Below are 23241 nucleotides of genomic sequence, written 5' to 3'. Positions count from 1 at the left end.
GCGCCGGAACCGCCCTGAACTCGGCGGCGAGCACCCTCGGCTCGAACCTGTCGGTGGTGCAGAACCGCCAGGACTTCTCCAAGCAGTTGATCAACGTCCTTCAGACCGGCTCGGCCAACCTGACCAACGCCGACCTGAACCAGGAAGCGGCCAACTCGCAGGCGCTGTCGACCCGCCAGTCGATGGGCATCTCCGCCCTCTCCCTGGCCAACTCCGCCCAGCAGGGCGTCCTCCAGCTCCTGCGGTAAGCGCTCACATCGTCGGAACGACGGCCGGCCGGGGAAACCCGGCCGGCCTTTTTTGTGTTCGATGGGGCAGCCCGTGCACGCCGAATCCTTGCGGAACGGGATCGGTCAAGCGGGCTGCCCGGTGACCCGCGACCGCGCTTCGGAAGCCGGTGCGGATGCCCGACGGCCCCGCCGCCACTCACCCAATTCGCCTTGGCCGGGAATCGGACCCGTGAATCGACACCCCGAGATCGAACACGCCACGGGATACGGGTGGCGACCGCTCCGATGCCGGCCTCGCCCGATGCCGATCCAAAGGGCATTGCACCCGTGGGGTTGCCAAGCTTAACCATATCGGCCAGCCTGTACGTAAGTAACGCCTACCCGTCTCGTCCGCCCAGGAGTGCCGATGCTGGTCAACCACGAGCGCCGCCTTCTCAGCAAAGCAGCAGAAGCCGGGGACTACCGGATCTCGATTCGCAAGAAGCCCGACGCGTCATGGCCCAGCGATCACAGCCGCCTCGCCGCCCTCGAAACCACCGGTCACCTCCAGCGGGTCGACCATCCGGACAGCGCGGAGGGACGGCTTGCCGTCTGGCAGATCACAGCCGCCGGGCTGTCGCAGCTTCAGGTCCTCGCCTCGGGAGCCGAGTGATGGCCTCCATCAAGATCCGCGCAACCGACGATGGCACCTTCGTCGTCTATCGCAACGGCGCGGCCGTCGCCTCGGGGCTGACCCGCGATCAGGCCGAGCGCTGCGCGACGGTGCTCGGTTGGATCGCCCAGGGTCACGCAACAGGGTGATCCGCGAGGATGCCGGTGCCGACGTTTCGGATCGGCACTGCAGTGGCACCTCCCGAAGCTGGGGCGCACCGGATGCACAGCGGCGTCACCCGATCGTCGCATGTGTCCCTACTTCGCCCATCGTGACCGCGGCGACGGGTGAACCGACCCCACGGTCGGGGCTTGCCGCCGACCCGTCGTTTCGGAGCGGGAATCGGCCCAGGCTTCACAGGGACGGGATGCTGCTGTGGCATCCCGCGAAACTATCCCGGACGGCGCTGACCCGTTCGGTCATCGCAACGTCAGCCCTTCTTGTCACTCGCCAGCGTCCGACCCGCGGGCCTCACGCAGAAGCTCGCGTCGTGCGATCATGAGGACGCGTTGTCGCGCTTGAGGCTCCTGAAGCGCATTCCACAGGCAGATCAATTCGTGGGTCATGCCCGCCTCGACCCCTTCGTCCGCCGACGCGAAAAAAGCTTCGACCGGACAGCCTACAACAGCTGCGATCTCGCGCAGCCGCACGATAGCACTATCATCGATAGCCATCGAATATAATATTCCCGCATGCCCGACATTGAAGGGTTATCACTGCCAAACCGCGTACAGCAAGTGATCATTCTATACCAGGGATGGCCACTTCATATCAGGCGACTCGACTGATTGCATCCGATCGAGTCAAAAAGCCTACGACATCCAGATACAAAATGATCACGAGTATTTGATCAATCTTGGCGGCGAGCGTTTCGCTTCGAACACGGCGCCATAACAGTGCAATTCGCGTCCCGCGATACAACGCAACCAGCGATCTCTGAAAGGCCCCAGGTCGGACCGCTGACGGCCGGAGGCCATGGCATTGTCAATGCGGCGTCTGTCTCAACTACTGCGGCACAGCCAAAGAAGCCGAGCCAACCCTCAGTGTCAGATCGGCGCGCTGCTCCCTCCCCCGCAAAACCGCCCCAGCGTAACCCTGCTCTCTCGGGACCGGGACAATCGATCGGCCGCTTGCGATTTACCAATTATCAACCCTTTTCACGTGATCGTAGGCCGGTGGCCGGTCAAGGGAACCGATCACATCGATCGGGCGAGGCTCCGATGATCGTCATGATGGCGGCGGCCGTTTTGAGCGGCCTCGCGACAGCCGTGATCCTGGCGCCGATCAGTGCCCTGGCCGCACTGATCATCGCTCCCCTCGCGGCCAGCACGTTCGCCATCCTCGCCTGCCTCCTCTTGGCATGGCGCAGCTCCCGCGATGATCTGGGGCCGCCGGACCGCGAAGCGCGGACCGATGCAATGGTCGCCGTTCTCCGGCAGGTGACCCAGCAGGGACAGGCCGCGTCGCCGGTCCGGGTTCGCAGCCAACGCGTGGCCTGATCGCGTCGAATTCGTCGCCGTTCTGCTTCATCCGGTGGCGACCGCGTCCTGTGCGCATCGTCCGGCTGCCATTGCCAGGATCGACGAGAGCGGCCCATGCTGCCCGGGATGAGGCCGCCGGTTCCCCTCTCCGCAATCCGAATCTTCGAGGCCGCCGCGCGACGGCGCTCGTTCAAGGCCGCCGCCGGCGAACTCAACCTGTCTCCGAGCGCGGTGAGTCACGCCCTGCGCAAGATGGAAGAGACTTTGGGGGTCGTCCTGTTCGAGCGAGTCGGACAGGGGATCACGCCGACCCCGGCCGGCGAGGCGCTCTGCGATCATGTCGGACGCGCCTTCGCCGAACTCAACCGCGGCTTCGATCTCGTGGCGAATCGGGGACCGCAACTTCTGCGGCTGCACTGCGCGCCGAGCTTCGCCGCGCAATGGCTGGCGCCGCGGCTCGCGCGCTTCCTCAGCGCCCATCCGGGTTTCGAGGTGCGTCTGGCCGCCGGTATGGACTACGCCCGATTCATCACGGACGAGTTCGATGCCGACATCGTCTACGGACCGCCCCGTGGGGAAGGCCTGGTCCGCATGCCGCTGGGCCTGGAGACGGTGACGCCGCTCTGCGATCCCGTGCGGGCCGCCCGGATCCGCGAACCCGCCGACCTGCTGGCACAGACCCTGATCCAGAGCGACAACAAGCAGGTGCGCTGGTCGCATTGGTTCGAGCGAAACCAGCTCGTCACGCAGCCGAGTGCGGGAATCCGCTTCGACCGGAGCTTCCTGGCCCTGGCCGCTGCGGCGGACGGGCTCGGGGTCGCCCTCGAATCCACACGCCTCGCCGAGCGGGAGGTTGCGGCCGGGCGGCTCGTCGCGCCGTTGGCTAGGCGTTCTCAGGACATCAGCTACGTCGGCCATCACTTCGTTTGCCCGGTCGACGTCCGCCGCCGGGCGCCACTCCGGGTCTTCGCGCGCTGGCTTGCCGAGGAACTCGCGATCCCCTTGAGCGCGGAACTCGCCTGACCGGGAAAAGGTGATCTGGATTCACCTGCGCGTGCAAATTGCGCGTTTGTCGCGGGCATGCCGTGGAGGCACAGTCTCTCCAACACGACAGACGAGAGGAGACGACGCCGCAGACCGCGCGATCCGCAGGATCGCGGTCGCCGGCCCGCCGCACCCTCCGTCCTGACGACAGGTTCGACCGCGCCTCGTCGCGGATCGCCGGGAGGTTTCCATGCTGCTGAACGATCGGGTGTGCGTAATCACCGGGGCGGCCTCCGCCCGCGGGATCGGAAAGGCCACCGCGCGGCTTTTCGCGAGCCAGGGCGCCCGGGTCGCGATCCTGGACCTCGATGCCGGGCAGGCCGAGGCGGCCGCCCGCGACATCGGTCCCGGCCATATCGGGCTGGCCTGCAACGTCATCGACCGGGCGGCCTGCTCGGCCGCTGCAGACGAGATCGCGGCCCGCCTCGGGCGGATCGACGTCCTCGTCAACAACGCCGGCATCACCCAGCCCCTCAAGATCATGGAGATCGAGCCGGAGAACTACGACGCGGTCACCGACGTGAACCTGCGCGGCACGCTCTACATGAGCCAGGCGGTGATCCCGGCGATGCGCGGCCAGGGCGCGGGCGCGATTGTGTGCATGTCGTCGGTCTCGGCCCAGCGGGGCGGCGGCATCTTCGGCGGCCCGCATTACAGCGCCGCCAAGGGCGGCGTGCTCGGCCTCGCCAAGGCCATGGCCCGCGAGCTCGGCCCCGACGGCGTCCGGGTGAATTCCGTGACCCCCGGCCTGATCCAGACCGACATCACCGGCGGCAAGCTCACCCCCGAGCTGAAGGTCGAGATCGCCAAGGGCATCCCCCTGGGGCGCCTCGGCGTGGCGGACGACGTCGCCAATGCCTGCCTGTTCCTGGTCTCCGACCTGTCCACGTACATCACCGGGGCGGTGATCGACGTGAACGGCGGCATGCTGATCCATTAAGGGCCGCGCCATGACGTCTCCGTCAGCGACCGAGCGCCCCCGCGCCGGCTCCAACGTCCCGCTCGCCGAGCGTGCCTACCGCATCCGCCGCCACGCCCTGCGCATGGGCGAGGTCCAGGGCCAGGGCTACATCGCCCAGGCGCTCGGCATCTCCGACGTGCTGGCGGTGAGCTACTTCCACGCCCTCACCTACCGGCCCGAGGATCCCGAATGGGAGGGCCGCGACCGGTTCCTGCTGTCGATCGGCCACTACGCCATCGCCCTCTACGCAGCGCTGATCGAGGCGGAGATCCTCCCCGAGGACGAGCTGACGAGCTACGGCGGCGACGACAGCCGCCTGCCGATGTCCGGCATGGCCGCCTACACGCCCGGCATGGAGATCACCGGCGGGTCCCTGGGCCACGGGCTCGGGATCGCGGTCGGCATGGCGCTCGGGCTGAAGCGGAAGAACTCGAAGAGCTTCATCTACAACCTGTTCTCCGACGGCGAGCTGGACGAGGGCTCGACCTGGGAGGCCGCGATGTCGGCGGGCTCGTTCAAGCTCGACAACCTCATCGGCCTCGTCGACGTGAACGGCATGCAGGCGGACGGCGCGTCGCGCGGGGTGCTCAACTTCGAGCCGCTGGCGCCGAAATTCGAGGCCTTCAACTGGTTCGTCCAGCGGGTCGACGGCAACGATATCGACGCCCTGGTCAGGGCCTTCGACGCCGCGCGCAACAACCCCGGCCCGCAGCCCCGGGTCATCATCTGCGACACCCGCATGGCGAAGGGCGTGCCGTTCCTGGAGGAACGCGAGCGCAATCACTTCCTGCGGGTCGAGCCGGACGAGTGGCAGCGAGCCCTGGCGATCCTGGACGAGGGGAGAGTGCGGTGAGACGCTCCAAGTACGAGAAGCCCGCCCCCCGCGCCGGCAGCGGCGCCAAGACCTCGGCGATGATTGCCTCGCTCGCCGCCCCCGGGCAGCGCACGAAGGCCGCACCCTTCGGCCACGCCCTGGTCGAACTCGCCAAGACGCGGCCCGACATCGTCGGCCTGTCGGCGGACCTGTCGAAATACACGGACCTGCACATCTTCGCGCAGGCCCATCCCGAGCGGTTCTACCAGATGGGGATGGCCGAGCAGCTGCTGATGAGCGCCGCCGCGGGCCTCGCCCGGGAAGGGTTCACGCCCTTCGCCACCACCTACGCGGTGTTCGCGGCGCGGCGCGCCTACGACTTCATCTGCCTCGCGATCGCGGAGGAGAACCTCGACGTCAAGATCGCCTGCGCCCTGCCCGGCCTGACCACCGGCTACGGCCCGAGCCACCAGGCGACGGAGGATCTCGCGATCTTCCGCGGAATGCCGAACCTCACGATCATCGACCCCTGCGATGCTCACGAGACCGAGCAGGTCGTCCCCGCCATGGCGGCCCACAAGGGGCCGGTCTACCTGCGGCTCCTGCGTGGCAACGTCCCGCTGGTGCTGGACGAGTACGGCTACACGTTCGAGCTGGGCAAGGCCAAGACGATCCGCGACGGCCGCGACGTCCTGGTGATCGCCTCGGGCCTGATGACCATGCGCGCCCTGGAGGTCGCCGAGGCCCTGCGCGACGACCGGGTCGACGTGGCGGTCCTGCACGTGCCGACGATCAAGCCCCTCGACACGGCGACGATCCTGCACGAGGCCCGGCGGGGCGGCCGGCTGATCGTCGTGGCCGAGAACCACAGCGTGATCGGCGGCCTCGGCGAGGCGGTGGCCGGCCTGCTGATGCGCGAGGGCGTGATGCCGGGGCGCGGCTTCCGCCAGATCGGCCTGCCGGATGAGTTCCTCGATGCCGGCGCCCTGCCGACGCTCCACGACCGCTACGGCATCTCGGCCGCCGCGATGGCGCGGAGCATCCGGGCATGGCTCTGAACCAAATCGCCCTCGTCGGCCTCGGCGCCATGGGCCTGCCGATAGCGACCAACCTGGTCGCTGCGGGCTTCGCGGTCCGCGGCTACGACCTGCGGCCGGAGGGCCGCGCGGCCCTGGCGGCCGCGGGCGGGATTCCGGCCGAAACCCCGGCCGAGGCCGCTGCGGGCGCTGACGCGCTCCTGCTCATGGTGGTGAACGCCGCGCAGGCCGAGGACGTCTTGTTCGCGCAGGGCGCCCTCGACGCCCTCGCTCCGGACGGCATCGTGGCCCTGACGGCGACCTGCCCGCCGCAGGCGGTGGAGCAGCTGGCCGAACGCGTCGCGGCAGCCGGCCGCCGCTTCGTCGATGCCCCGGTCTCGGGCGGCGTCGTCGGCGCCCAGGCCGGCCGGCTCACGATCATGGCGGCGGCGCCCGCCGAGACGCTGGCCGCTTTGAGGCCGGCCCTCGACACACTCGGCGACCGGATCTTCCACGTCGGCGAGCGCCCGGGACAGGGTGCCACCGTCAAGGCCGTGAACCAGCTCCTGTGCGGCGTCCACATCGCCGCCGCCGCCGAGGCACTGGCGCTCGCCGGTCGCGTCGGCGTCGATCTCGCCGTGGTGCTGGAGATCCTTTCGGGCTCCTCGGCCGCGAGCTGGATGCTGCGCGACCGCGGCCCCCGGATGCTCGAGGCCGCGCCGCAGGTCACCAGCGCGGTCGACATCTTCGTGAAGGACCTCGGAATCGTGCTCGAGGCCGGCCGCGGCGCGGGAGCGGCGCTGCCGCTGGCGGCGCTCGCCCACCAGCTCTTCGTCTCGACCTCCGGTCGCGGCGACGGCGTCGCCGACGACAGCCAGGTGATCCGCGCCTACCGCCTGCTCAACGGCGACGGCGGGTAGGCGTCCGCGGAAGACGCGCGATGACGGCGTCGGGCACACGCCCGCCGCCCCGGACAGCAACGCGGGTCGTGCCCTCCACCGGCGGTCAACGGCGGGGACCGGGCGACCCGGACCATCCAGGGAGTGAAACCATGCGCGACACGCGTCTCAGCCGCCGAAGCCTGCTCGTGGGCGCGGCCGCCCTGCCGGCCTTCGGCATCCTCACACGGCGGGGGCAAGCCGCCGAGTTCACCTACAAGCTCGCCACCGGGCAGGATCCGACCCATCCGGTCAACATCCGGGCGCAGGAGGCCCTCGACCGGATCCGCGAGGCCACCAACGGACGGCTGGAGATCAAGCTGTTTCCCGCCAATCAGCTGGGCTCGGACACCGATCTCCTGGCGCAGGTCCGAAACGGCAGCGTCGAGTTCTTCAACCTCGCGACCTCGATCCTGGCCACCTTCGTGCCGGCCGCGAGCCTGCCCAACACCGGCTTCGCCTTCAAGGATTACGACGCCGTCTGGTCGGCCATGGACGGAGGCCTCGGCACCTATGTCCGCTCCGAGATCGCCAAGACGCCGATCCTGACCGTCTCCAAGGTCTGGGACAACGGCTTCCGGCAGATCACCTCCTCGACCCGCGAAATCCGGACACCGGAGGACCTGAAGGGCTTCAAGATCCGCGTCCCGCCGGCGCCGATGCTCACCTCCCTGTTCAAGGCCTTCGATGCCGGCGCGGCGCCGATCAATTTCAACGAGCTGTACTCCTCGCTCCAGACCAAGGTGGTCGAGGGACAGGAGAACCCCCTCGCCATCACGGCCACCACCCGGCTCTACGAGGTGCAGAAGTCCTGCAGCATGACCGGCCACGTCTGGGACGGCTACTGGATCCTCGGCAACAAGCGCGCGTGGCAGAAATTGCCCGAGGATCTGCGCACCGTCGTCTCGCGCGAACTCGACCGCTCGGCCAACGACCAGCGCGCCGATGTCGCCAAGCTCAGCGTCTCCCTCCGGGACAGCCTGACGGCGAAGGGCATCACCTTCATCGACGTCGACCGGGCGCGATTCCGCGAGGCCCTCGGGCGGACGAGCTTCTACCGGGACTGGAAAGCGAAGTACGGCGATGCGGCGTGGTCGCATCTTGAGGACGTGTCGGGCAAATTGACCTGAAGCGCTTTCCGCCGAACCGAAAAACGGTATCGGAGAACGAAGGCGCGCCGAGACGCACCACAAGACGCACGAGACGACGCACTTGGAGCCGTTCCCGCCGGCAGCGGGATCGGGACCGGCTCCGACGGGAGGGCGCCATGCAGATCGATATCGCGGCCGTCGAGACGACGGCGGGGGTTGAATTGACCGGGCCGCCCCTGCGCGCCCGGACCTGGCTGCGCCGGCTGGACGACGGGCTCGGCCACCTCGTGGAGATCCCGGCGGCGCTGCTCGTGCTCGCCGAGATCGTGGTGCTGCTCGGCGGCGTCGTGAGCCGCTACGTGTTCCGCGAGCCCCTCGTCTGGTCGGACGAACTCGCCTCGATCCTGTTCCTGTGGCTTGCCATGCTGGGCGCCGTGGTCGCGTTCCGCCGGGCCGAGCACATGCGCATGACCGCCTTCGTCGCCATGAGCGGCCCGCGTCTGCGCGCCTTCCTGGAGACGGTCGCCCTGGTGGCCGGCCTGACCTTCGTGGCGCTGCTGCTGGAGCCGGCCTTCGAATTCGCCAGCGAGGAGACCTTCGTCCAGACGCCGGCGCTGGAGCTGAACAACGCGTGGCGCGCCGCCGCCCTGCCGATCGGCCTCGGCCTCATGCTGATCGTCGCGGTCATCCGCCTGCTGGAGACGGCCGACTGGAAGCTGACGGCGGGGGCGCTCGTGCTGGGCGCCGGAATCGCCGCCGGCCTCGTGGCGCTACAGCCCTGGCTGACGACCCTCGGCAACCTCAACCTGCTGCTGTTCTTCGTGCTCGGCGTCGGCGCCCTGGTCTTCTCCGGGGTCCCGATCGCCTTCGCGTTCGGCCTGTCGACCTTCGCGTACATCGCGCTGACCACCGACGCACCGTCGATGGTGGTGGTCGGGCGCATGGACGAGGGCATGAGCCATCTGATCCTGCTGGCGGTCCCGCTCTTCGTGTTCCTCGGCCTCCTGATCGAGATGACCGGCATGGCCCGGGCCATGGTCGGGTTCCTCGCCTCGCTGCTCGGTCACGTCCGCGGCGGCCTGCACTACGTGCTGGTCGGGGCGATGTACCTCGTGTCCGGCATCTCCGGATCGAAGGCCGCCGACATGGCCGCCGTCGCTCCGGTGCTGTTTCCCGAGATGAAGGCCCGCGGCGCCAAGGAAGGCGACCTCGTGGCGTTGCTGGCCACAACCGGCGCGCAGACCGAGACCATCCCGCCCTCGATCGTGCTGATCACCATCGGCTCGGTCACCGGCGTCTCGATCACCGCCCTGTTCACCGGCGGCCTGCTGCCGGGCCTCGTGCTCGCCGTCACCCTGTGCGCCCTGGTCTGGTGGCGCTACCGCGGCGAGGACCTGAGCCACGTCGCCCGGCCGTCGCGGCGGATCATCGGCCGCTCGTTCCTCGTGGCGATCCCGGCGCTGGCGCTGCCCTTCGTGATCCGCTTTGCCGTGGTCGAGGGCATCGCCACCGCCACCGAGGTCTCCACCATCGGCATCGTCTACGCGGCCCTGGCAGGCCTGCTCATCTACCGCCAGTTCGACTGGCGGCGGCTCTACCCGATGCTGGTGACGACCGCGACGTTGTCGGGTGCGATCCTTCTGATCATCGGCGCTGCCACCGGCATGGCCTGGGCGCTGACGCAGTCGGGCTTCTCGCAGACGCTGGCCGAGGTCATGAAGAGCCTGCCTGGGGGCGCCCTCGGCTTCCTGTTCGTCTCGGCAGCCGCCTTCATCGTGCTGGGCTCGGTGCTGGAGGGAATCCCGGCCATCGTGCTGTTCGGCCCGCTCCTGTTCCCGATCGCACGGGCTGTCGGCGTGCACGAGGTCCACTACGCCATGGTGGTGATCCTCGCGATGGGCATCGGGCTGTTCGCCCCACCCTTCGGCGTCGGCTACTACGCCGCCTGCGCCATCAGCCGGATCCATCCCGACGCCGGCATGCGTCCGATCGTCGGCTACATCGTGGCCCTGCTGATCGGCCTCCTCGTCATCATCCTCGTGCCCTGGTTCTCGATCGGCTTCCTCTGACGGCAACCGCTCGGGGCTGAACGCTCTGCACCCGGGCGGATGCCGGGACGGCGCAGGCCAGCGGATCACGCCACAGACTGAGATTTATCCCGGACGGCAGCGGTGCCGACCGGGCGGCGTCCCCGCGCGCCGAAAATTCGCACCGCCCGAGTCAGACCCATGCCCGACACGCCCGATGCCACGCTGACGTCCCGGATGGCCGACGCGATCCGCTTCCTCGGTCTCGACGCGATCGAGCGGGCGGGGGACGGCCATCCCGGTGCTCCGCTCGGCTGCGCCGAGATCGCCGTGGCGCTGTTCACGCGCCATCTGCGCTGCAATCCGGACGACCCGCTCTGGCCTGACCGTGACCGCTTCGTGCTCTCTAACGGCCATGGCTCCATGCTGCTCTACGCAGCCCTCCACCTCGCCGGCTACGCCGGCTTGCCCATGGAGCAGATCCGGCGCTTCCGCGAACTCGGCTCCCACACCCACGGGCATCCGGAAATCGCGCCCGAACTCGGGATCGAGGCGACCACCGGCCCGCTCGGCCAGGGCATCGCGAATGCGGTCGGCATGGCGGTGGCCGAGGCCAAGCTCGCGGCGACCTTCGGCCCCGAGCTGGTGGATCACCGCACCTACGCCCTCGTCGGGGACGGTTGCCTGCAGGAGGGCATCGCGCACGAGGTGATCTCGCTCGCCGGCCATCTGCGTCTCGGGAAGCTGACCTTCCTGTGGGACGACAACCGCATCACCGACGACGGCGCCACCGACCTCTCGATCTCGGAGGATGTGCAGGCGCGCTTCCGCGCAGCCGACTGGCAGGTGCTGGACGTCGACGGGCACGACGTCGAAGCAGTCTCGGCGGCGATCCGGCTCGCGCACGGCGACCCGCGCCCCAGCCTGATCGCCTGCCGCACCGTGATCGGGCGGGGGCTGCCACGGCTCGAAGGGCAGCGCGGCGCCCATGGCGGGCGCGTATTCGCGCGCGACTGCGACGAGGCGCGGGCCGCGAAAGGGTGGGACCATCCGGCCTTCACGGTGCCCGATGCCGTCGCTGCGGCGTGGCGGGCCGGCGTCGGCGGACGGAACCGCGATGCCTATGCCGCGTGGGAGCGCCGCCGGGAAACCCTGCCGGCGCCGGCGCGGACCGCGTTCGACCGGGTGAGCGATGCCCGCCTCCCCGAGGACTGGGACACGCAGCTCCGCGCGCTGCGCGACCGTTTTGCAGAGGCCGGTGAGGCGCGCCCGAGCATCGAGGTGTCCGCCGAGATCACCGCCGCTCTGTCGGGCACGATCCCGGAGCTGTTCTCGGGCGCGCCCGACCTTGAGGGTCCGACGAAGCACAAGGGCGAATTCCACGCGTTCACGGCGCAGGACCGATCCGGCCGCTACCTGCATTACGGCATCCGCGAGCACGCCATGGGCTCGATGATGAACGGCATCGCGGCCCATCGCGGGCTGGTGCCGGTTGGCGCCACCTACCTCGTCTTCTCCGACTACATGCGCCCGTCGCTCCGCATGGCGGCGCTGATGAAGCTGCCGGTCATCACCGTCTATAGCCACGATTCGATCGCCATCGGCCGCAACGGGCCGACCCATCAGCCGGTCGAGTTCCTCGCGACCCTGCGGGCCATCCCCAACATGCTGGTGCTGCGCCCGGCCGACGCGGTGGAGACCGCCGAGTGCTGGGAGATGGCCCTGGCCAACCGGACCGGCCCGACATCGCTGATCTGCTCGCGGCAGGCGTTGCCGGCCCTCCGGCGGCCCGGCTCCGGCGAGAACCGTTGCGCGCGGGGTGCCTACGTGCTGGCGGAGGCCGCGGGTGCGCGGCGGGTGACGCTGATCGGGACGGGGTCGGAGGTCGCGCTGGCGCTCGCAGCCCGCGACCTGCTGCAGGCCGAGGGCGTCCCGACGGCGGTCGTTTCCATGCCGTCCTGGGAGGCCTTCGCGGCTCAGGACGCCGCTTATCGCGAGCGCATCATCCCCCGGGACACGGTCCGGGTCGCGGTCGAGGCCGCCCTGCGCTTCGGATGGGACCGCTGGATCGGCGAGACGGGCGGCTTCGTCGGCATGACCGGCTTCGGCGCCTCGGGTGCGCCGGAAGACCTGTTCCGCCATTTCGGCATCACCGCCGAGGCCGTGACCGAGGCCGCCCGCGCGCGCCTTCGCTGAGGGGCGCCCAGCCGCTCAGATCATGCCGGCGCCGCCCGTGCGCACGATCCGCTCGCGCTGCTCGGCATAGCGGCCGGCCGCGGCGCGCCGCACCGCCACGCCGAGGCGGCCTGCGATCTGCGCGAGGAGGGGGGCGGAGCTGTCCGAACGGAGGCCGACGAGGTTCGCGAGGGTGGTCATCGAGGCCCGATCCCGGTCATGCCCGGGCAGGGTGCCGGGATTGCTGCGTTGCAATATGAGCCGGTCCGCGCGGCCGTGTGAGGGGCTCGGCGTGCGGGCTGACATGCAGCAAAAACATGGTGCGCACGCGGGACGTTAACCGTTGTCTGCGTCGCCGCCGGGCGCCCGACGATGCGGAGGGTGCGGTGCGGTCGGCCGAGGACGCCGACCCCTCGAGCCATCCGAAGTTGCTGGCTCCAGGGTCATCATCGCGCGCGGTGCGGCAATCGCGTCGGGGCCACGCCTGCCGACGTCACGCGGCCCTGGCTCATGACGCGGCGCGCGCGACGACGGAGCGGTCTCGAACCGAAACCTTATCGGCCGGTCACCCGCGCCATCCCTTCGAGGGGCAGGTCGCCCCGCGCTTCGAGTTCCGCGCGGATGGCGCGCTTCGTCACCTTGCCGTAGCCGGACTTCGGCAGGGCATCCCAGAAGAACACGCGCCGGGGCAGCTTGTAGCGGGCCACCGTGGCGGACAGCCACGCGATCAGCGCCCCCTCCTCCACCGTCGCCCCGGGCCGGGTAACGCAGACCGCCACGCCGACCTCGCCCCAGGCCGGGTCCGGCACCCCCAGAATCGCGGCCTCGGAGATCGCCGGATGCGTCAGGAGCTTCTCCTCGGTCTCCCGCGGGTACACGTTCGAGCCGCCGGAGATGTACATGTCCGAGGCGCGGCCGGTGATGAACAGGAAGCCCTCCGCGTCGCAATGGCCGAGGTCGCCGGTCCGGAACCAGCCGTCGCGGAACGCCGCGGCGTTCGCGGTCGGGTTGTCGAAGTAGCCCGCGAACACCGCCGGGCCGCAGACGCAGATCTCGCCGGTCTCCCCCGTCGGGACCGCACCGCCCTGAGAGTCTTGGATCTGGACCTGCATGCCGGTGCGCTCGACCCCGCATGTGCCGACCTTCACGTCCGGCCCGTCCTCGACCGCGTGCAGGCGCGGCGGCAGCACCGTGATGTTGCCGGTGACCTCGCCCAGCCCGAAATACTGCACCAGGACCGGACCAAGCACCCGCAACGCGTGCTGCTGATCCGCCCGGTACATCGGCGCGCCCGCATAGATCACGTGGCGCAGGCTGGAATGATCGTGCAAGCCGACCGCCGGATGCTCGGTCAGCAGCTTCACGATGGTCGGCACCGTGAACAGGTTGGTGATCCGCCAGCGCTCCACCAGGTCCCAGACCTCGGCCGGGGCGAGGCGTTCGCCGGCGGTGAGCACCGTCTTCGCGCCGGCCGCGACCTGCGCGAGCTGGTGGATGCCGGCGCCGTGGGAGAGCGGCGCCACGACCAGCGAGGCGTCTTCCTCGGTGGTGCCCGGCATCAGGTCGCAGAGATGGTTGGTGATGACGAAGGCCATCTGGCCGTGGGTGAGGACCGCCGCCTTCGGGCGGCCGGTCGTGCCCGAGGTGAAGAAGAACCAGCACGGATCGTCGTGCTCGACGTCGGCGGTGGGCGCGGCCTCGCCCAGATGGGCGGCGACGAGGCCGTCGTAATCCACCCCGAATGCGTCGCCGCCGATCTCGACGACGCGGTGGAGATCCGGGCAGGCGGCCCGCACCGCGGCGGCATGATCCGGAAAGCCGGCGCCGCAGATCAGCGCGGAGGCGCCGCTGGCGCTGGCGAGATACGCGACTTCCTGGGGCGTCTGCCGGAAATTCGTCGGGACCCAGACGGCCCCGAGCCGGAAGCAGACGAACATCGATTCGAACAGCTGGTTGCTGTTCCGCGCCTGGACCAGGACGCGGTCCCCCTTGGCCACGCCGCGGCCGGCGAGCGCCGCCGCCATGGCGTCGACCCGGGCGTCGAGTTCGGCCCAGGTCAAGCGTTGCGTGCCCCAGGCGAGCCCCACCGCGTCCGGGAATCGGCGCCCGGCCCGGCGCAGGAAATGCGCGAGGTTCATCACCCGCCGGGAGCACGGCGCGACCCCGCCGCGCGGCGCCCCCGCGGAGTCCATCAGGTGAGCTTCCCGCAGGCCTTCTCCAGGAGAGACCAGCCTTCCTCGCCGTAGCGGCCCTTCCACTCGGCGTAGAAGCCGGCCTTGCGCAGCTTGTCGCGGAAGGGCTCCGGATCGGGCTTGTTGAAGACCATGCCGGCCTTCGACAGATCGGCCTGCAGGTTGGCGTTGAGCTGGGCGACGTCGGCCCGCTCCTTGAGGCCGGCGGCGTCGATGTGGCGGGCCACCATCGTGCGCAGATCCGCCGGAATGCGCTCCCAGGCGCGCCGGTTCGCCAGGAACCAGTACCCGTCCCACATGTGGTTGGTGAGCGAGCAGTACTTCTGCACCTCGTAGAACTTCGTCGTCGAGATCACCGCGAGGGGGTTTTCCTGACCCTCGACGATCTTGGTCTGCAGGGCCGAGTAGGTCTCGTTCAGGTTGATCGACGCGGGAGCGGCGTCGAAGGCCTTGAACATCGAGGTCCAGAGCGGCGAGACCGGGACGCGGATCCGGAAGCCCTTGAAGTCGTCGGGGGTAGCGATTGGCCGGGTCGACGAAGTCGTCTGCCGGTAGCCGTTGTCCCAGATCTTCTCCATGGCGACGAGCCCAGCCTTGGCGATCTGCTGGCGGACCCAGGCGCCGAGTTCGCCGTCCATCGCCGGCCAGACGGCCTCGTAGTTCGGGAACGCGTAGCCGATGCCGTTGATCGAGGCGTTGGGCACCAGCGTCGAGAGGATCAGCGGCGACATCGTGAAGAACTCGACGCTGCCCGAGCGGAGCTGGCTCAGGGTGTCGGTGTCCGAGCCGAGCTGGCTGGAAGGGAAGATCTTGAGGTCGAACCGGCCGCCGCTCTCCGTCCGCAGAGCCTCCGCCATCTCCCGCGCGCGGATGTTCATCGGGTGCGTGTCGGGCAGGTTGTTGGCGTATTTGTAGGTGAAGTCCGCCTTCTGCGCCCGCGCCACGTGGGGCGCGGCAACGGTGCCGGCGAACAGCGCCGTCGAGCCCGTCGCGAGGAATCGCCGGCGGGACAGGGGCGTACGGATCAGCGACATGGCGGCCTTTCTGGTGCGGGCACGCGAGCCCGGCGCTTCCCCGGGTCCGCGTTGGTGCGGACTCCATCGTTGCGGTTTCGATAGCCGCTGGCCGGTGGCAGTCAACGGACTTTCTCCGTGCGCCCTTCCGGAATGATGGCATCCGGGCGGCCTTGATACGGCAAGCGCGGTTCCCGAACGCCCCAATCCGGGTATCCGGCCGGCGACACGTTGATCCGGAGCGGGCACAACCGCGTCGGATCGGCGCGCGAAAGCGCTCGGACGCGCGCGCCGTCAGTCCGTGTCGGCGAGGGCCACGATCCACGGCTCCGCGAACGTGTACTCCTCCAGGTTGACGCCTGGTCCACCCCGGTCGACCACGATGAAGTCCTGCCGCTGCCCATAGGGCGTCAACACGCCGTGCCAGGTGTTGCGCGCGTAACAGACCCCCTGGCGGGGCGCGGTGACGAAGGCCTGCGGCAGACCGGGCCGACCATCCTCGTCGGGGCAGACCACGATCAGGAACGGCGCCGCGCTCAGCGGCAGGAACGCCTGTGCGCCGAGGGGGTGACGTTCAACCAACCCGAGGCGCAGCGGCATCGTGTAGGGCCGTGCCTCCACGAGGCCGATCACGACGTGGGCACCCGCACCGACGACCTCGATCGCGGCGAGGTCGTGAAAGCGGCGTGCCATCCCGGCATTCATCGGCCGCGGGGCCACGGCGGCGGTATCGATGACCGATCCGAAGGGCGCGAATGCCTCCGCGGTCAGCGAACGGGCGACGATCGTACGGGGCGCGGGCACGCTCATCGGCCTGACCCGCGCGGCGCCAGCGCCGGATGCCGGTTGACGTCCTTGTACAGGAGGTAACGGAACGGGCCGGGTCCTCCCGCGTAGCAGGCCTGCGGGCAGAAAGCCCGCAACCACATGAAGTCGCCCGCCTGCACCTCCACCCAGTCCCGATTCAGCCGGTAGACGGCCTTGCCCTCGAGCACGAACAGCCCGTGCTCCATCACGTGCGTCTCCTCGAACGGGATCGACGCGCCCGGACGCAGGGTCACAAGGTTCACGTGCATGTCGTGGCGGAGATCGTCTGGGGCGACGAAGCGGGTCGTCGCCCAGGCACCGTCCGTCCCGGCCATGCCGGCCGGTTCGACCGCAGATTCGTGCGTGACGAACGAGGTCGGCGCATCGATCCCCGCCGCTACCTGATAGGCCTTGCGGATCCAGTGGAAGCGCACCGCCTCGTCGCCCGCGTTGCGCAGGGTCCAGGCGGCGCCGGGCGCGAGATAGGCGTAGCTGCCCGGCCGCAGGGCATGCCGGTCGCCTTCGAGCGCGAGGCTCGCCGTGCCCTGGACCACGAACAGCACGCCCTGGGCCTGCGCCTCCGGCTCGGGGGTCTGGCTACCGCCGCCCGGAGCGACCTCCATCAGGTACTGGGCGAAGGTCTCGGCGAAGCCCGAGAGTGGCCGCGCCAGGATCCAGGCCCGGGTTCTGTCCCAGCCCGGCAGGACACTCGTGACGATGTCGCTCATCACGCCGTGCGGGATCACCGCGTAGGACTCGGTGAACACGGCTCGGCCGGTCATCAGCATCGTCTGGCCGGGCAGGCCGCCGCAGGGGGGATTGTAGGGTCCAGCGATCATGGGCAGTCTCCGGAATTCGACGTCCCGCTGCGTAACCGGCAGGTACCGGGTCCGTCACGCGGTATGCGGCTGTCCGCTTCGCTGTTCACGAAACACCTTCAGGAACACCGTGTCGATCCGGGCTTCCGCACAAGCATTCCGATTCGGCGGTCGAGGCGCCCCCTCTGCGTCGGCGCGTCCAAGCTGGGGATCGCCGTCATCCCGGAATGCATCGCCCGGTCGGCTGACGCGCGCCTCGTCTCTCGGCCAATCGAAGGGTCCGCCGCGCGATGGCGGAAACGATCCCGTTCGCAGCAGCGAGAACGCGGCCGCGTCGACGGATCATTCGGGCCTGCGCCACCGGCCGGATTTCGCAGGCGCCTCGACGAACCGGCCCGTGAAGGCCGGGTTCGCTCTGCGACCCGCAAGCCCGCAGCGAATCGCGCTGCGCCGGGCGGCCCCGCCCTTATGCGTCTTCGTCTGCGCGGAAATCTTATATTTCCATGCATCTAAGGCGGACATATTCCCGAACCGAATTTGATACGCTATTGCTGTAGCGGGTCAGGAGCGCTTGCAGCCAAAATGCCTTCGCATTTCATTCGTTCAGCGACTTGGTCCCCCACGATTGCTTTGTCGTGGTTTTGGGGGCTCGGCTTTTTCTACGCGATTCATGTCACCCTCACGTACGGTTGGCTCGGGTTTCTTGCCTTCGCCCTGCCAAATGCGGGGGGCCTCGCCCTGTTCGGCTGGGTGCTCGGTGCACCGCGTCGAAATCCCGAGGCGCTCATCGCAGCCGTCCAGGGCGCCTATGCGCCCCTGTTTCTCGGCGCCCAGTTCTTTGCCGTCGCCATAACGATCTTCGGTTTCGCCGCCTATGGATGGCTTCCGCTGTTCGGCCATGAGGCCGCGGTGGGTGTGGTCGCCCTCGTCCTCGTGGCCTGCTCGATCGGACACGCGGTGCCGCTGCGCGGGATCCGGATCGTCCACGCCACCCTCCTGGTCCTGGGCCTCATCGCAGCCGCAACGATGTTCGCAGGCCTGCCGACGCAACGGGACGGCCCGGGCGTTCCCGTCCAGGCCTTCGACGAGCGCTTCTATGGGCTCGTCGTGCCGTCACTGGTGGGATTTCTCCTCGGCCCCTGGATGGATATCCAGCAGTGGCAGCGTGCCGTCGAGATCCGGCGCTCGGGCGGATCCGTGCGTGCGGCCTACCTGACCGGCGCAATCCTGTTCCTCGGCCTCCTGACGATCAACGCGCTGCTCGCCGCCGAGGCGGGGCTCGGTACGCCTGTCGTTTCCTCGGATGGCGTTCCGGGCGCCTATGCAGCCGTGGCGCAGGCCGTGGCGCGCACGCACGCGATCAGCCCCACGACCGCGTTCGTCGTGTGGACGGCCATCGCTGCCGCGACCACGATCGACAGCTTCTACAGCGCCACGCGCTGGCTCGGCACCTCTATTACGGCGCGCAGCAATTCCCCGCTGCTCGCCTTCGTGCCGGCCGGTTTGGTGGCCTCGCCGGTCTGGATCCTGGGGGCGGCCCTCGCCACGGCGTCGGCAGCGATCTGGGCGGATCTCTCGCTGCTCTACCTGATGATGCCGTTCGCCACGCTCCTCGTCGGGGCGGCCGCGTGCCTCGTCTGCGAGACCCTCGGCGCGACGCGCCGGTATGATCCGGTTCTCAGCTCCATGATCGGGGCGACGGCCTGCCTGATCTTCCTAACCGGCTACATCGCGCCGAGTTGGTCGCTTCTGACGCTCGCACCGCTCATCGGGCTCATCGGGGCATTGCCGATGGTCGCCGAGCTTGTCGGATGGGGCGAAGCCAAGCCGGCCCGCGAACTGATACCGGCCGAGGACCGGGCGCCGAAAGCCGCGCCGGTACCGGTCGCGCTGGATCGGGCGGATACGGTCGCATCCCACGGTTTCGACGGGCAGTGGTTCGTCCTGCACCTGATTCCAACTTACGACGACACCAATTCGGTCGGAAACGTCTACTTCGCTAATTACGTCCGCTGGGTCGGAAAAGCGCGGGAACTGTTCTTCAATATCTGCATGCCGAATTTTGATCTGAAAACGACCGAATTCTACGTGCTGACTAAATCCTTCCAGCACGATTTCCGTCGGGAGGCGATGGAGTTCGAACCGGTCACGGTTCGGATCTCCATCGCCAGCCATAATCGGAAGTTCGTGACGCTGGCCCACGAGATTCACAGCGAGGTCAACGGCCTGCTGGGCCGGGGCGAACAGTCTCTGATGTTCGTGGATACGGTCCATTACCGACCGCTCGATATTCCGCGCACCATCATCGAGGGCTTCCTGCCCTACTGGCCGAAGACCTCGCCGCACACGGTCCCGGGCGCATCGAACCCGACCGGCGCGGCGACCCTCGGCGCCTGACGGCGTTTCACGCCGCCTGGACCGCGGTCGGAAGAATCAGGCGCTTGCGCGCCAGGGCGGCGGCCTGCTCGGCGGGAAGGGGCTTGCTGAACAGGTAGCCCTGAAACTCGTGGCAGCCCTGATCCAGCAGGCAGACGCGCTGCGCGTCCGTTTCGACTCCTTCCGCCGTGATCGTCATGTCGAGGCTCGTCGCCATGTCGATGATCGCGCGAACGATCGCCGCCGCGCTGCGCTCGTGCGGCAGGTCCCGGACGAAGCTCTGGTCGATCTTGATCTTGTCGAAGGCGAGACGGCGCAGGTAGCTGAGGCTGGAATAGCCGGTCCCGAAATCGTCGAGCGACAGGCGCACGCCCATCTCCCGGAGCTTGGTGAGGGTGGCATTGATCGCCGGGGTGGCCTCCAGGAACACCGATTCGGTGATCTCCAGTTCCAGTCGTTCGGCGGCCAGGCCGCTCGTCCGCAAGGCGGAGCGCACGAGTTGCGGCAGGTCCGAATGCCGGAACTGTCGCGGTGAGAGATTGACCGCGATGCGGACATCGCTCGGCCAGACGGCCGCGATCCGGCAAGCCTCCCGGAGGATCCACTCGCCGAGGGGAATGATCACCCCGGTCTCTTCGGCGAGGGGAATGAACTCGCCGGGCGAGACGAAGCCGCGCACCGGATGCTTCCATCGCAGCAGTGCCTCGAAGCCGCGGACGCGGCACTCCTTGGCCGTCACGATCGGCTGGAAGTAGAGGATGAACTCGTCACGATCGAGCGCGCCCCGCAGGTCGGCGGTCAAGGCGCGGCGTGCCTCGATACGCTCGTCCATCTCGGCTTCGTAGAAGCGATACCCGTTTCGCCCCTCGCTCTTCATCCGATAAAGCGCGAGATCGGCGCGCCGCATGATCTCCTGGCTTCCGTCCTGCGGCGCGATGGCGATCCCGACGCTGACACTGACGGTCACGCGAATGCCGTCGATGGTGAAGGGGGAGGCGAGCACCTCGACGATGCCGTGCGCCAGCGACTCGACGGCATGCGTGTCACGGGCGCTCCGCCCGGTCGCCAAAACCGCGAACTCGTCGCCCGCGAGGCGGGCGAGCTGAACATCCGCCCCCTCGAACGCCCGCAAGCGCTCGGCGACGGCCTTCAGGAGGTTGTCGCCCGCTGCGTGGCCGAAGGTGTCATTGACGCTCTTGAACTCATCGAGATCGAGCGCGAGGACGGCAAAGCGTTCGCCCTGTCCGAGGTGCTGGCGGGCCGTTTCCTGGAGCTGATGAAACAGGACCCGGTTCGGCAAATCGGTCAAGGAATCGTGCAGGGCGAGATAGGACAGCCGTTCTTCCGAGCGCCGCTTCTCGGTCACGTCGGATCCGACCCCGCGATACCCGGTGAAGACGCCGACCCGATTGAAGGTCGGCTTTCCGCTCAGACACCAAGTCCGCCGCTCGCCTGCGATATCGAGCTGCAGGTGAAGGTTCCGGAATGCGCGACGCTCCGCGATGCAGCTCCAGAGAGCGGTGCTCGAGTGGGATTTGGGCGGCGCGAGCGGTGGTAGAAGCAGACGTTCCAGCGGCAAGCCCATGAGCTGCCGCTCCGAGGAGCCGGCGACCTCGATCAGACGCGGCGAGACATGCTGTAGGCGCAGGTCGGCATCTGTTTCCCAGAGCCAGTCACTGGCACTCTCCTCGAATTCGTTGAGCAGGAGGTGCGTAAATTCCTGTTGTCGCTCCAGCTCGATCTGCGCGATCACCCGCATCGTCAGAAGGCGACTGAGGTGCAGAATGGTGAAAAAGATGAAGATCGAATAAAAAAACAGCAGGACGACGACGTAGAGATAGAACGATTCGCCCGTGGTCCCGAGAGCGATGAACGACCCGAGGATGATCAGCCCGGAATAACTAATCGCGACCCGCGGTAAAACGGCCGCGCTCATCCCCGTCGCGATCAATCCCGCGATGCTGGAGGCGATCAGGAGTCGCCCGTTGGCATCGGCGCCCGCGAAGAGCATCACCGGGACGGAGGCGAGGAGGAAGCCGTAGGCCTGGGCGGCGATGACCACGCCCTGGACGAAGGACGGTCCGATCTCGATGGGTTTGGGACGCGAACGCCAACGCCAGCATTGCTGGAGCGAGACGACCGCGAGGGGCAGGACGAGCGACTCGAGCCCAGCGAGATAGGCGCGGTTTCCGGGCAGCCAGAACAGGTAGACGATCACCTGAACGACGCTGAGGCTGACCAAGATCGTGAACGGCACGAGCCGGAGGGCGACGTCGAGTTGCTCGACGCGTGCCCGCGCCCGCAGGTTGGCGTCAAGCGGATCGCCCTTGCGATCGGTATCGATCAGGAAAGAAATCAGCATCTCTCGTGACGCAAGTGCTTGCTGTAATGCCATTACGATCGAGAAGTGAGGATAGTGCTGTTTAGATGCATCGAAGATCGCCTGCGTACACAAGGACAAGTCGTTTGATGGTGTACAGATAGTAAACGTCGCCAGGTGATGCGGCGCCGAGCTCGGTCGTTCGGCGAACCGGTCCGGCGGGGAGCGGGCGCCATCCGGACCGCGGCCTGTCCCGGGCGCGACTCGCGCGTCCAGCAGCCCATGCCGCGTCTCGCATCGACCGGGCGCGGACGCTATGAGGCGGCAGAGCCTCGGTCGCGGCCAATCCAGCGACGTCCGCAGGTCCGAGCAGGATGAAGCAGACCATGTCACAATCGCTGGGTCTCAACCGCATATTGGGCGGTGCGATCGGTGTCATCGCCCTGGTGTCGGTTCTCAGCAGCGGCTGGGTCCTGGTCACGGCCGAACAGCTGCGCGATGCGACCGACGCGCGAAGCCGCTCCAACCAGTTGATCCGCGGGCTCGACGGCTTCCGGGCGGCGATGCTCAATCAGGAGACCGGGCTGCGCGGATATCTGATCACCGGCCGCGAGGGGAGCCTGGAACCCTATCACGCCGGCCGCGCGGCCCTCGACGAGGCGATCGGCCGCCTGGGCAGCTTGATCGGCCAGGATCCCGAGCGCACGCGCCTCCTCGCCGACGCCGTGACTGCGGCCCGCACCTGGCAGACCGAAACCGGCGAGGCCGCCCTTCGAATGGCGGCCGATCCGGCGAAACGGGCCGAGGCTGTCAGGATCGAAACCGACGGTCAGGGCAAGCAGCTGTTCGACACCTTCCGCCAGAAGCTGGCCGCCATCGAAGGTCTCGAAGGCGCCGCCCGCACGGCGCTGGCCGTGCGGGTCGCGCAGGGTGAACGCAACGAGAGCATCGCCCTCTGGGTGGGAACGCTCCTCACGCTCCTGATCTGTCTGGGGATCGGCATCGCCATCAACCGCCTGATCGTCCAGCCACTGGTGCAGGTGATGGCGTTCGTGGCGCGTGTTGGCGACGGCGACCTGTCTGGGGAACTGGCGGCCCGCGGACGGGACGAGATCGGGCGTCTGGCGGCGACGCTGAACGCGATGGTGTCGGGTCTGTCGGACCTCGCCCGGACGAACCGGGCCGCCACCGCCGACCTGAACGCGGCGGCGGCGGAGATCCGCGCCTCGGCGCAGGAGCAGGCGGCCTCGGTCGAGCAGCAATTCGCCGCCGTGCAGGAGACCGCC

At 68.7% G+C, this 23241-nt stretch carries 21 protein-coding genes; 14 read left to right on the top strand and 7 right to left on the bottom strand.

All coding sequences use genetic code 11. The annotated features are described in order from the left end of the window. From ACXJKQ_RS25510 to ACXJKQ_RS25500, 3 genes are all read left to right on the top strand, one after another. A partial coding sequence (locus ACXJKQ_RS25510) for a flagellin (protein WP_457108472.1) occupies positions 1-248 on the top strand: 248 nt, incomplete at its 5' end. Between the two features lie 388 nt (positions 249-636). Beyond that, the gene (locus ACXJKQ_RS25505) at positions 637-882 is read left to right on the top strand and encodes a hypothetical protein (RefSeq protein WP_457108471.1); all 246 of its coding nucleotides are present in this window, start codon (positions 637-639) and stop codon (positions 880-882) included. Next, positions 882-1031, top strand: a complete 150-nt coding sequence (locus ACXJKQ_RS25500) for a hypothetical protein (protein WP_457108470.1) — start codon at positions 882-884, stop codon at positions 1029-1031. The genes ACXJKQ_RS25505 and ACXJKQ_RS25500 overlap by 1 nt, the downstream gene beginning before the upstream one ends. A gap of 294 nt (positions 1032-1325) precedes the next feature. Here the strand turns inward: ACXJKQ_RS25500 and ACXJKQ_RS25495 are convergent, their stop codons facing one another. Further along, positions 1326-1556, bottom strand: coding sequence for a hypothetical protein (locus tag ACXJKQ_RS25495; RefSeq protein WP_457108469.1), 231 nt, complete (start codon positions 1554-1556; stop codon positions 1326-1328). A gap of 546 nt (positions 1557-2102) precedes the next feature. Here ACXJKQ_RS25495 and ACXJKQ_RS25490 point away from each other — a divergent pair. The 9 genes from ACXJKQ_RS25490 to tkt all read left to right on the top strand — a co-directional run bounded on the left by ACXJKQ_RS25490 (position 2103) and on the right by tkt (position 12450). Further along, positions 2103-2381, top strand: coding sequence for a hypothetical protein (locus ACXJKQ_RS25490; protein WP_457108468.1), 279 nt, complete (start codon positions 2103-2105; stop codon positions 2379-2381). 108 nt (positions 2382-2489) lie between these two features. Then, the gene (locus tag ACXJKQ_RS25485) at positions 2490-3386 is read left to right on the top strand and encodes a LysR substrate-binding domain-containing protein (RefSeq protein ID WP_457108473.1); all 897 of its coding nucleotides are present in this window, start codon (positions 2490-2492) and stop codon (positions 3384-3386) included. 211 nt (positions 3387-3597) lie between these two features. Then, positions 3598-4347: an SDR family NAD(P)-dependent oxidoreductase gene (locus tag ACXJKQ_RS25480; protein ID WP_457108467.1), complete on the top strand. Its 750-nt coding sequence runs from the start codon at positions 3598-3600 to the stop codon at positions 4345-4347. A gap of 10 nt (positions 4348-4357) precedes the next feature. Next, on the top strand, positions 4358-5221 hold the full coding sequence (locus ACXJKQ_RS25475; RefSeq protein WP_457108466.1) for a transketolase: 864 nt from the start codon (positions 4358-4360) through the stop codon (positions 5219-5221). Then, positions 5218-6240, top strand: coding sequence for a transketolase family protein (locus tag ACXJKQ_RS25470; protein WP_457108465.1), 1023 nt, complete (start codon positions 5218-5220; stop codon positions 6238-6240). Before ACXJKQ_RS25475 ends, ACXJKQ_RS25470 begins: the two co-directional genes overlap by 4 nt. Continuing rightward, the gene (locus tag ACXJKQ_RS25465) at positions 6231-7118 is read left to right on the top strand and encodes an NAD(P)-dependent oxidoreductase (protein WP_457108464.1); all 888 of its coding nucleotides are present in this window, start codon (positions 6231-6233) and stop codon (positions 7116-7118) included. Before ACXJKQ_RS25470 ends, ACXJKQ_RS25465 begins: the two co-directional genes overlap by 10 nt. A gap of 131 nt (positions 7119-7249) precedes the next feature. Beyond that, positions 7250-8266 carry a TRAP transporter substrate-binding protein gene (locus ACXJKQ_RS25460; protein ID WP_457108463.1) on the top strand — a complete coding sequence of 339 codons (1017 nt, stop codon included), beginning with the start codon at positions 7250-7252 and terminating at the stop codon, positions 8264-8266. A 137-nt stretch (positions 8267-8403) separates the two neighbouring features. Beyond that, entirely contained in the window at positions 8404-10296 is a 1893-nt protein-coding gene (locus ACXJKQ_RS25455) for a TRAP transporter large permease (protein ID WP_457108462.1), read from the top strand. Between the two features lie 159 nt (positions 10297-10455). Further along, positions 10456-12450: a transketolase gene (gene tkt, locus ACXJKQ_RS25450; RefSeq protein ID WP_457108461.1), complete on the top strand. Its 1995-nt coding sequence runs from the start codon at positions 10456-10458 to the stop codon at positions 12448-12450. Between the two features lie 15 nt (positions 12451-12465). On the opposite strand, the gene ACXJKQ_RS25445 is transcribed toward tkt, so the two are convergent. From ACXJKQ_RS25445 to ACXJKQ_RS25425, 5 genes are all read right to left on the bottom strand, one after another. After that, the gene (locus tag ACXJKQ_RS25445; RefSeq protein WP_457108460.1) at positions 12466-12630 is read right to left on the bottom strand and encodes a hypothetical protein; all 165 of its coding nucleotides are present in this window, start codon (positions 12628-12630) and stop codon (positions 12466-12468) included. Positions 12631-12983: 353 nt separating this feature from the next. Continuing rightward, positions 12984-14621, bottom strand: coding sequence for an acyl-CoA synthetase (locus ACXJKQ_RS25440; protein WP_457108459.1), 1638 nt, complete (start codon positions 14619-14621; stop codon positions 12984-12986). Then, positions 14621-15655 (bottom strand): TRAP transporter substrate-binding protein, encoded by a 1035-nt coding sequence (locus ACXJKQ_RS25435; protein WP_457108458.1) that lies wholly within the window; start codon positions 15653-15655, stop codon positions 14621-14623. The genes ACXJKQ_RS25440 and ACXJKQ_RS25435 overlap by 1 nt, the downstream gene beginning before the upstream one ends. A 273-nt stretch (positions 15656-15928) precedes the next feature. After that, positions 15929-16444, bottom strand: coding sequence for an ureidoglycolate lyase (locus ACXJKQ_RS25430; protein WP_457108457.1), 516 nt, complete (start codon positions 16442-16444; stop codon positions 15929-15931). After that, positions 16441-17280, bottom strand: coding sequence for a bifunctional allantoicase/(S)-ureidoglycine aminohydrolase (locus ACXJKQ_RS25425; RefSeq protein ID WP_457108456.1), 840 nt, complete (start codon positions 17278-17280; stop codon positions 16441-16443). Before ACXJKQ_RS25425 ends, ACXJKQ_RS25430 begins: the two co-directional genes overlap by 4 nt. 609 nt (positions 17281-17889) lie before the next feature. On the opposite strand from ACXJKQ_RS25425, the gene ACXJKQ_RS25420 reads away from it, so the two are divergent. Next, positions 17890-19656 (top strand): acyl-CoA thioesterase, encoded by a 1767-nt coding sequence (locus tag ACXJKQ_RS25420; protein WP_457108455.1) that lies wholly within the window; start codon positions 17890-17892, stop codon positions 19654-19656. A gap of 7 nt (positions 19657-19663) precedes the next feature. Here ACXJKQ_RS25420 and ACXJKQ_RS25415 read toward each other — a convergent pair whose 3' ends face one another. Next, a complete protein-coding gene (locus ACXJKQ_RS25415) occupies positions 19664-22348 on the bottom strand; it encodes a putative bifunctional diguanylate cyclase/phosphodiesterase (RefSeq protein ID WP_457108454.1) in 2685 nt (894 codons plus the stop codon). On the opposite strand from ACXJKQ_RS25415, the gene ACXJKQ_RS25410 reads away from it, so the two are divergent. Continuing rightward, on the top strand, positions 22342-23241 hold a 900-nt coding region (locus ACXJKQ_RS25410; protein WP_457108453.1), incomplete at its 3' end, for a CHASE3 domain-containing protein. The genes ACXJKQ_RS25415 and ACXJKQ_RS25410 overlap by 7 nt on opposite strands.

It is taken from the genome of Methylobacterium sp. P5_C11, assembly GCF_054049775.1.
Note: the sequence above shows the minus strand (reverse complement) of the source record. Positions and strands in the feature narration are given on the sequence as shown.

Coding starts and splice junctions, on each gene's coding strand:
- ACXJKQ_RS25490 (WP_457108468.1), top strand. CDS start 2,103: ATGATCGTCATGATGGCGGCGGCCGTTTTGAGCGGCCTCGCGACAGCC.
- ACXJKQ_RS25430 (WP_457108457.1), bottom strand. CDS start 16,444: ATGAGCGTGCCCGCGCCCCGTACGATCGTCGCCCGTTCGCTGACCGCG.
- ACXJKQ_RS25440 (WP_457108459.1), bottom strand. CDS start 14,621: ATGGACTCCGCGGGGGCGCCGCGCGGCGGGGTCGCGCCGTGCTCCCGG.
- ACXJKQ_RS25435 (WP_457108458.1), bottom strand. CDS start 15,655: ATGTCGCTGATCCGTACGCCCCTGTCCCGCCGGCGATTCCTCGCGACG.
- ACXJKQ_RS25485 (WP_457108473.1), top strand. CDS start 2,490: ATGAGGCCGCCGGTTCCCCTCTCCGCAATCCGAATCTTCGAGGCCGCC.
- ACXJKQ_RS25500 (WP_457108470.1), top strand. CDS start 882: ATGGCCTCCATCAAGATCCGCGCAACCGACGATGGCACCTTCGTCGTC.
- ACXJKQ_RS25455 (WP_457108462.1), top strand. CDS start 8,404: ATGCAGATCGATATCGCGGCCGTCGAGACGACGGCGGGGGTTGAATTG.
- ACXJKQ_RS25460 (WP_457108463.1), top strand. CDS start 7,250: ATGCGCGACACGCGTCTCAGCCGCCGAAGCCTGCTCGTGGGCGCGGCC.
- ACXJKQ_RS25465 (WP_457108464.1), top strand. CDS start 6,231: ATGGCTCTGAACCAAATCGCCCTCGTCGGCCTCGGCGCCATGGGCCTG.
- ACXJKQ_RS25480 (WP_457108467.1), top strand. CDS start 3,598: ATGCTGCTGAACGATCGGGTGTGCGTAATCACCGGGGCGGCCTCCGCC.
- ACXJKQ_RS25445 (WP_457108460.1), bottom strand. CDS start 12,630: ATGACCACCCTCGCGAACCTCGTCGGCCTCCGTTCGGACAGCTCCGCC.
- ACXJKQ_RS25495 (WP_457108469.1), bottom strand. CDS start 1,556: ATGGCTATCGATGATAGTGCTATCGTGCGGCTGCGCGAGATCGCAGCT.
- ACXJKQ_RS25475 (WP_457108466.1), top strand. CDS start 4,358: ATGACGTCTCCGTCAGCGACCGAGCGCCCCCGCGCCGGCTCCAACGTC.
- ACXJKQ_RS25505 (WP_457108471.1), top strand. CDS start 637: ATGCTGGTCAACCACGAGCGCCGCCTTCTCAGCAAAGCAGCAGAAGCC.
- tkt (WP_457108461.1), top strand. CDS start 10,456: ATGCCCGACACGCCCGATGCCACGCTGACGTCCCGGATGGCCGACGCG.
- ACXJKQ_RS25425 (WP_457108456.1), bottom strand. CDS start 17,280: ATGATCGCTGGACCCTACAATCCCCCCTGCGGCGGCCTGCCCGGCCAG.